8 protein-coding genes are annotated in these 7,559 nt (G+C 49.7%); 5 read left to right on the top strand and 3 right to left on the bottom strand.

Features of this window, described 5'->3' with window-relative positions:
* From AQR02_RS32020 to AQR02_RS18705, 3 genes are all read left to right on the top strand, one after another.
* The coding region (locus tag AQR02_RS32020; protein WP_222861276.1) for a YlaH-like family protein at positions 1–169 on the top strand (169 nt) is incomplete at its 5' end.
* 83 nt (positions 170–252) lie between these two features.
* A complete protein-coding gene (locus tag AQR02_RS18710; RefSeq protein WP_054941769.1) occupies positions 253–1,341 on the top strand; it encodes an LCP family protein in 1,089 nt (362 codons plus the stop codon).
* Between the two features lie 98 nt (positions 1,342–1,439).
* Positions 1,440–1,895, top strand: coding sequence for a PNPOx family protein (locus tag AQR02_RS18705; RefSeq protein ID WP_054941768.1), 456 nt, complete (start codon positions 1,440–1,442; stop codon positions 1,893–1,895).
* Positions 1,896–1,960: 65 nt separating this feature from the next.
* Here the strand turns inward: AQR02_RS18705 and AQR02_RS18700 are convergent, their stop codons facing one another.
* Positions 1,961–2,536: a YhcN/YlaJ family sporulation lipoprotein gene (locus AQR02_RS18700; RefSeq protein ID WP_054941767.1), complete on the bottom strand. Its 576-nt coding sequence runs from the start codon at positions 2,534–2,536 to the stop codon at positions 1,961–1,963.
* 105 nt (positions 2,537–2,641) lie between these two features.
* Between AQR02_RS18700 and AQR02_RS18695 the strand changes: the two genes are divergently transcribed.
* Both AQR02_RS18695 and AQR02_RS18690 read left to right on the top strand, forming a co-directional pair.
* Positions 2,642–3,973 (top strand): PhoH family protein, encoded by a 1,332-nt coding sequence (locus AQR02_RS18695; protein WP_054941766.1) that lies wholly within the window; start codon positions 2,642–2,644, stop codon positions 3,971–3,973.
* A 434-nt stretch (positions 3,974–4,407) separates the two neighbouring features.
* Positions 4,408–5,649: an ABC transporter substrate-binding protein gene (locus AQR02_RS18690; protein WP_054941765.1), complete on the top strand. Its 1,242-nt coding sequence runs from the start codon at positions 4,408–4,410 to the stop codon at positions 5,647–5,649.
* Here AQR02_RS18690 and AQR02_RS18685 read toward each other — a convergent pair.
* Both AQR02_RS18685 and AQR02_RS18680 read right to left on the bottom strand, forming a co-directional pair.
* Positions 5,641–6,771, bottom strand: a complete 1,131-nt coding sequence (locus tag AQR02_RS18685; protein WP_245237542.1) for a coiled-coil domain-containing protein — start codon at positions 6,769–6,771, stop codon at positions 5,641–5,643. The two genes, AQR02_RS18690 and AQR02_RS18685, sit on opposite strands and share 9 nt — an antisense overlap.
* 156 nt (positions 6,772–6,927) lie before the next feature.
* Positions 6,928–7,164: a DUF2626 domain-containing protein gene (locus AQR02_RS18680; protein ID WP_054941764.1), complete on the bottom strand. Its 237-nt coding sequence runs from the start codon at positions 7,162–7,164 to the stop codon at positions 6,928–6,930.
* Between the last annotated feature and the right edge of the window lie 395 nt (positions 7,165–7,559).

The raw sequence follows: 7,559 nt of genomic DNA, 5'->3' as shown, positions 1-7,559 counted from the left end.
CCTGATGATGGCGCTGGGCTCAGGAATGCTGCTCATCTTCCAGCACGACAAGCTGCCGATTATACAGTGCCTGCTGGTCGCTGTAGGGCTTATGCTGCTTGTGCGGGTCCGTTATCTGGTGGAGGCCCGGCAGAGGCGGAAGGCAGCGGCAGCTGCCAAACGGCAGTAACCGCAACTTTTGCCGACCCGATTCGTCTATTTATATGTTGATGTACTAAAATCTAAGTGAATTGAAAAGGACTTTATTCCATTATGAATACAAGCAAGGGAAGTTTACCTCCAAGATCAAACGGACAACAAGGGGGCAGGGGATCTCAGAACAGAACCGCTCCGCAAGGAAAGCCGAAGAAAAAAGTAAAAAAACGCGGATTTTTTGCCAGATTGGTCAGAATGCTGCTCGTTCTGATCTTAATTGCGGTACTTGCCGCACTCGGGTATGCCGGATTCCTGTACTTTAAGTTCGAAAAGGGCGGCTTCGGTGTGGACCAGTCAGTAGAGAGCGGACAGCTCGCCTCGACGAAGCCGCTGACCCTCCTGCTGCTGGGTACCGATAATCGTCCGAAGCATCCATCCAATCTGACGGATGTCATTATGGTGGCTGCGCTGAACCCGGAGACGAAATCTGCGACAGTTGTCTCGCTGCCCCGTGATACCTATGTAGAGCTTAGCGGCTATAAGAAGACCAAGATCAACGCCTTCTACGCCCGCTTCAAGGCAAAGGAGGAATCCTCCGGCATACTCGCCGAAGATGAAATGAAGACAATGATGAGTAAATATCTGGACATCGATGTTGATTATGTCACTGTGCTCGATTTCCAGGGCTTCCGCGATATTGTGGATGAGCTTGGCGGAGTGGATGTTAACATCAGTGCAGATATGTGCTATACCGACAGTGTGGACGGGACTGATATCAACCTCAAAAAAGGCCCTGCAGAGCTGAACGGTGATGATGCACTCGACTATGTACGTTACCGCAAATCCAATTGCAGCCCCAAGACAGAGGCTTCGGATGATTTTGACCGCAACAAACGCCAGAATGAGGTGCTGAACGCACTGGTCGGACAAATGCAGTCGCTGGGTGGTGTGCTCAAAATAGGCAAGGTGCTTGATGCCGTCGATAATAATCTGGAAACGGATATCGAAAACGCCCAGATCAAAAGCATGATTGCTACCTATTGGAAAATCTCCAAAGAAAACATCGAATTTGTGCCTGTTACCGGAACCTGGCGCAGTCCGTATGTGTATATTAACGATGAAGAATTAGAAAACGCCAAGAAAAGCCTGCACGACCGGATTGCCGGGCGGGCTGCGGATGCTGCCGCAGCTGCAGAGAAGCCCTGAGCCGCAACTGTAAACATCCTGAAATTGAATGCAAGTTTGGGCATGTGCTATAATATAATAAATTGAATGCACATTTGCGTCATAGGGGGCCTGTACTTATGTCCGAAGCCATTGCTCAGCTCAATGAAACCCTGCTAACGATGCTGCAATCGGAAACTTTTGTTCTTCTAAACACGGTGGACGCGGAATCCGGCGGACCAACGTCTACTGCCATTTCCTGGATCTACGCAGTGAGCCCTTCTATCGTGCGTCTTGCGGTGGACCACCGGTCCAGACTGGTGAACAACATGAAGGTCAATCCGCTGGTAACGATTACGGTTTTTGGCGAGGGTACCGTTCATGCCATTAACGGGCGTGCTTCCGTCAAGCAGGATCCGCTGCTGGATGTGCCCTTTAAGATGTGCTGTTTTGATGTTGAAATTGATGCGGTCCGCAATGCGCTTTTTTACGGTGCACAGCTTGAGTCCGCCCCGAAATATGCGAAGGTATACGATGCGCGTGCGGCTGAGAAGCTGGACGGACAAGTGTTTGCCGCCATGCAAAAAGCCCAGTGATTCTCTCACTAGGCTTTTTTTGTCCATTAGGAATTTCAATCGGAGAAACTAAAGGGTAGCACCGGTTATTGGCCGTTGCCCTGCGGCTGGGTATCTTCAGGAAGCTGAGGGATGATACGCCCGATGATATCGGCCATTTCTGCAGCGAATCCGGATACCGGATTACCTTTGGAAATATGGCGTCCCATTTCATCCAGCCGGTTAGAAAGATCCAAGTCGGCAGTAACCAGAGCTTGTATCCCCCGGGGGTCCTTGCGGATCGCTTCTGCTACGGAGTATTTGATACTTCCGACCCGTGAGCGTCCAAGTGACCCATCGACATCAATGCCGACTACTGCAAGGTTGTTCATCACGACACAGTGGGCGCCGTTTACACCCGGAACTCTTGTTGCCAGCTGCTCAAAATGGTCTTTAAGTGCAACATCGCTTTCGCCTTGAACGTCAGAAGCTTGTCCGGCTTTGGTCTCATCACCTTGAGTGGCGGCATTGTCATCAGGCAAATTACGTACCTCCTGGTTCCCTTGGCTGCTCAATGTTTCAGGCGATTGTTGACTCTGAGGAGAGGGTGATGACTCTTTATTAGCGATACCGCAGCTTGTCAGCAGCAGCAGTACCAGCAACAGACACATTGATTTTCTCATATGTGAATACTCCTTTCAGTCAAAGATCAGTACTTTACCTTATGTTGCCCTTACTGAAAAGAGTTATGTATGATCAATCAAACCAGGCGCTGTGGAGGGGATATCATGAAAAAGATATTTGTACTAGACACTAACGTGCTTTTGCACGACCCCAATTCGATCTTTGCGTTCAAGGAGCATGAGGTAGTGATTCCGGCTGTAGTTCTGGAAGAAATCGACTCCAAGAAGCGCAACGCCGATGAAATCGGCCGCAACGCCCGCACCGTGTCACGCTTGTTAGACGGACTCCGTGAACTCGGCCACCTGCACAGCGGAGTGGTACTGGAGCATGGGGGCACGCTGAAGGTGGAGCTTAACCACCGCAGCTTCGTAAAGGTACAGGAAATGTTCGGAGAAGTGTCCAATGACAACCGGATATTGGCTGTAGCGCTTAATTATCTCCATGAGGAGAACGAGAAAGCTGAACCGCGTCCTGTGGTACTCGTAAGTAAAGATGTACTCGTCCGCATCAAAGCGGATGTGCTGGGGATTACACCGGAGGATTATTTATCCGACCGTACGGGAGATCTGAACGAGCTGTATAGCGGCTGCCAGTCTCTGCTGGTCCATCCTTCATTGATAGATGAATATTACAGTCACCGTTCCTTGTCCGTTAAGCAGCTGTCCTTATCTTACCCGTTGTATCCGCATGAATTCGTCATTCTGAAGGACGAAATCGGGAGCGGCAAGTCGGCTCTGCTCAAAGTGAACAGTGATGCTTCACGGCTGGAGCCGCTGTATCTCGGCAATGATGCAGTCTGGGGCATCAGTGCCCGCAACGCACAGCAGCGTATGGCGCTTGAGCTGCTGCTGAATGAGGATATTCCGCTGGTGACCATTACCGGCAAAGCCGGAACAGGCAAAACACTGCTGGCACTAGCCGCCGGATTGTTCAAGGTGGAGGATGAGCACCGCTACAAAAAACTGCTCATCGCCCGTCCCGTCGTACCGATGGGGAAGGACATCGGTTACCTGCCCGGGGAGAAGGACGAGAAGCTGCGTCCGTGGATGCAGCCGATTTATGATAATCTGGAGTTTCTGTTCGATACCAAAAAAGCCGGGGATATTGATAAAATATTGATGGGGCTGGGCAGCATCCAAGTTGAGGCGCTCACTTATATCCGCGGACGTTCCATTCCATCGCAGTTTATCATCATCGATGAGGCGCAGAATCTCTCCCGTCATGAGGTGAAGACGATTGTCTCCAGAGCCGGGGAAGGCAGTAAAGTCATCCTGATGGGCGACCCGGAGCAAATTGACCATCCTTACCTCGATGCCGCGAGCAACGGACTCAGCTATATCGTTGAAAAGTTCAAGCAGGAAGGCATAAGCGGACATATTACCCTGGAAAAAGGCGAGCGTTCCCGCCTGGCCCAGCTGGCCGCGGATTTGCTGTAGAGTTAATAGGCGCCTAACTAGGCTGCTGTGAAAATATTTGCGGCTTGGGCGTCTCGTGCAAGCCGCGCCCGCATAAGGCAAAAAGCCGGGAGATCACCTCCCGGCTTTTTGCCTGCCCGCCCCCGGTGGGGCGGGGAGTTATTTTTCTGTTCTACGAGAGTAGTGTAGCGGAGTGAGCGGAATTGTTCTGGAGAAGCGGTAGCGTTCGCCTTTGTCCCCGGATTGATACCATTTAATCTGATCCAACAATCCGGGGACAACAGCGATCGGAAGAACAATCCGCACGCGTAGCGGCTTCACTCTCTATAAGAACTATCACTCCCTGCCCCACATCTCCTATATAATAGAAAGAGAACGGTTTCAACTGTCAAAGACAAGATCGCTGTCATCTGGTAAAATAGGGAAGAGCACCGAAGTCGGGAGGGGAAAGAAACGTGCTGAGACGCAAAAACTATTGGCTGCTGTTTGCAATATTGCTGCTGGCGCTGACAAGCTTGTCGCCCAGCATGGAGCTGGATACCACCGAAGGTTCCTATCCGCCTAGGCAGCCGCAAAGTCTGTCCGAGCAGCCCGATTCGGGAGATCAGGGCAGAGTGAAAAGTCTGAGTATCAGGGTCTCCTTGAACAGCGAGGAGCTGAAAGAGCTGGAACGGATCAGCAGCAATTATACTTTATCAAGCGGAATAGAAGTAGTGATTAGTAATGTGGGCAATGAAGAGAATGCCGATATGCTTAAACAGGAGCTAACGACAGGCGAAAGTCCGGATATTATCATGACCGACGGGCGGAATATCGCTGATCTGGCTACCCGCGGATTTTTGCTGCCGGTAGACGTTTATCAAAGTGTGCCAGGCAGTGCGCCGCTCACCATGCTGATTCCGCAAATGCAGTGGAATGGATATGACTGGGGAGTTCCGTTGGATATCGATCCATATGTGCTTGTGTATTCACCACAGCGGCTTGCCGAACTGGGTCTCGCGGAAGCTCCGAAAAGTCTGGAGCAGTGGGGCTTACTGCTTAATCAGCTGCGTGAACAGCAGGAGAAGGCTCCCGGGAAAGAACAGTACCTCCTCGGATTGGACAGCCGCAACCCCTATGGTTATATGACACTGCTGGAAAGTATGGGATTCAGCCTGGATTCTGACAATACAGCCGCCCTGGAGTGGACACAATATGCCCGCAGCTATTTTTATCTGAGCAGCCGCTATAATCCAGATCTCTGGGACATGCTTCAAAGCGGCAAGCTTGCCATTGCTGCACTTCCCCTCTCTGAATGGCAGCAGTACGGTAACGCATCGCTTACGGCTGCGGCTCCCATGGATATGGCCGGCAATAAAGGATACGAGGCGATGCACAGCCGGTTCTTTGCACTTCCGGCCGGTTCAAGCAACCCGGAAACAGCGGTTAACTGGCTGGCATATATTACTTCATCTACCGCACAGCTGGAATGGCTGGAGAATACCAAACGGCTGCCGGCACTGGACGAACTGTACCAATCATCATTTCCGGAGATTACCGGTCTCCCATTTGATAGCAAGCTGCTGTTATCTGAAGAAGCGGTTACTGAGGAGGCTCCGGGCAGGTGGAATGCATTTTCCGCAGCAACCACCTTACTGCTGACCGGAAAGCTTGATGCTGCCGGATATAAAGCTGCACTCAGCCAGGACTCAGAATGAAATGGAGAGCTTCACATATAGCACACCATCTTTACTCTCCACAGTTGTCGCATGCAGGAAGGAAACAATCTTCTCCGGATAGAAGCCGAGATCGAATTCATCCTCCAGATCCTGGCGGGTGGACTCCGGCAGCTCCAAACCGTTAAAGACGACATTATCGATATGGAACATCAGTGCGTTAACCGGCTCGGATTCTATCGAGTAATGGCCTGTCAGGGTGAGTGTTAAGCCGCCGCTTGATCCGGAAGCAGTCACGTTACCGTTATTGAAATGAAAGCCGAAATCCTGGAACAGCTTATTTTGCGACACCAGAAATTCGTTCAGATCCTCTTCCTTTAGCGCCAGATTGTAAGTCATTCCTTTACGGGTCAGAATGCCATCCCGGCTCTGGACAAATTGCGGCAGATGATTCATTGCCGAGGAAAGGGCTTTGAAATAAGTTTTTACTTCATGAAGGCCGATATTTTCCCAGTATTTTGTAAACTCGTCCAGTAGAGCGCTCATACTTTCCGGGTCACTGCTGGCTGAGATACCGCCCTCAATCTCTTCATTCAGCGCAGCAACCCGCATTTTCTGATCCTCCAAAGCTATTTTAAGCTCTGCAAGCTCTTTGGAACTGCGTTCTGCAGCAGCCAGAGTCGACTTCAAGTCTTTATATTCCCCTTCATACTGCCTCAGGATATCATGGTCCCGCCCGATAATAATCTCATAATAATCATATAGGGCAAGCATCCGCCCGATGCTTTTTGCCGAGAGCACTGCAGCAAGCAGCCCGTCTCTTTCTCCCATGTAATAAGAACGTACAATAGCACCTGCGCGCTGCTGCTGATCCAATATCGCGGTTTGCTTAGCTGCGGCCTGTTTTTTTAACACTGCTACTTTTCGCTCAAGAACTTCTTGCTCTGCGGTAATTCTGGCAATTTCCTTTTCGATTTCGGAAGATGACAGGGTTTGCTCCAGCAGCTTCCGGGTTTCCTCATTATCCGGGAGGATAGGCGGAGATGAGGTGATGGAACCAGGGCCGGCCGAAAGATAAGCTGTAGACGATAGCGGCAGTATAGTGAGAATCATTAGAATGAGCAAAACGCTGAACCTGCGGATTGCCTTGTTACGGGTGAGCACCACACCACCACCTTTTACATAATAGATAGGTATGTACTAATAATATGTTTTGTCCTGTTAAAATATCATACCCCGTTCTGCCAAAAGAGCACACAAAAAACGGAGGCTGTTCCTTGTAGCAAGGAGCACCTCCGTTTTTACTTTTGAACAATGCGGTTACAGCGGTAGTCCCATCTGAAAGACAGTCCAGTAGCTGAAGCCGGTGAAAGTCAGGATCATATAGCCCCAGAAGAGCAGAATGTAAGTCTTTTCCGTAAATTTCATATAGCCCAGCACAACAAAAAAGGCCGTTTGCAAAAAGAAGAGCAATGCCATTTCGGTTAAATCGCCGGCGAAAGCCATAAGCCCGATAGCGAGCGTGAAAAAACCTAATACGCGAAACATACGGTCCAAGAGAGTAGCCCCCTTCTTAGAAATGGTTCCCGAAAAGTACTTCTTTGGATCTATTATAACTGCTGGACAAAAAGCTGTAAACGAATTCATTGAAAAAAATTAGCAATTATATATTAAATATGATTTTTGTAATTGACTAGTTCGGATTTGACCGGAAATGAGAATTTATAGCTATGAGCGTATGAGGTTTAAACAAAATGGAAATACAATTTAGTATCAAATAGATTCTATGAACTCTAGCAGAGGCATAGAAATGGAGTAAGCAGCTTTTATCCTATTCACTATCCGGCGGAGCTGCCGGTTATGAAGATGGTTATTTCAAGATGTTGTTAGGAGGGTTAGGCTTTATGACAGCCGTTAGACAGGACGCTTGGAGCGCGGAAGATGATTTGATA

The organism is Paenibacillus ihuae (assembly GCF_001368795.1).
GTDB classification, from domain to species: Bacteria; Bacillota; Bacilli; order Paenibacillales; family Paenibacillaceae; genus Paenibacillus_AQ; species Paenibacillus_AQ ihuae.
This window is presented reverse-complemented; position numbering and strand designations above follow the sequence as displayed.

Excerpts from the sequence above, each read along its gene's own strand:
- AQR02_RS18695 (WP_054941766.1), top strand. The coding sequence starts at position 2,642 with ATGAAAAAGATATTTGTACTAGACACTAACGTGCTTTTGCACGACCCC.
- AQR02_RS18710 (WP_054941769.1), top strand. The coding sequence starts at position 253 with ATGAATACAAGCAAGGGAAGTTTACCTCCAAGATCAAACGGACAACAA.
- AQR02_RS18705 (WP_054941768.1), top strand. The coding sequence starts at position 1,440 with ATGTCCGAAGCCATTGCTCAGCTCAATGAAACCCTGCTAACGATGCTG.
- AQR02_RS18700 (WP_054941767.1), bottom strand. The coding sequence starts at position 2,536 with ATGAGAAAATCAATGTGTCTGTTGCTGGTACTGCTGCTGCTGACAAGC.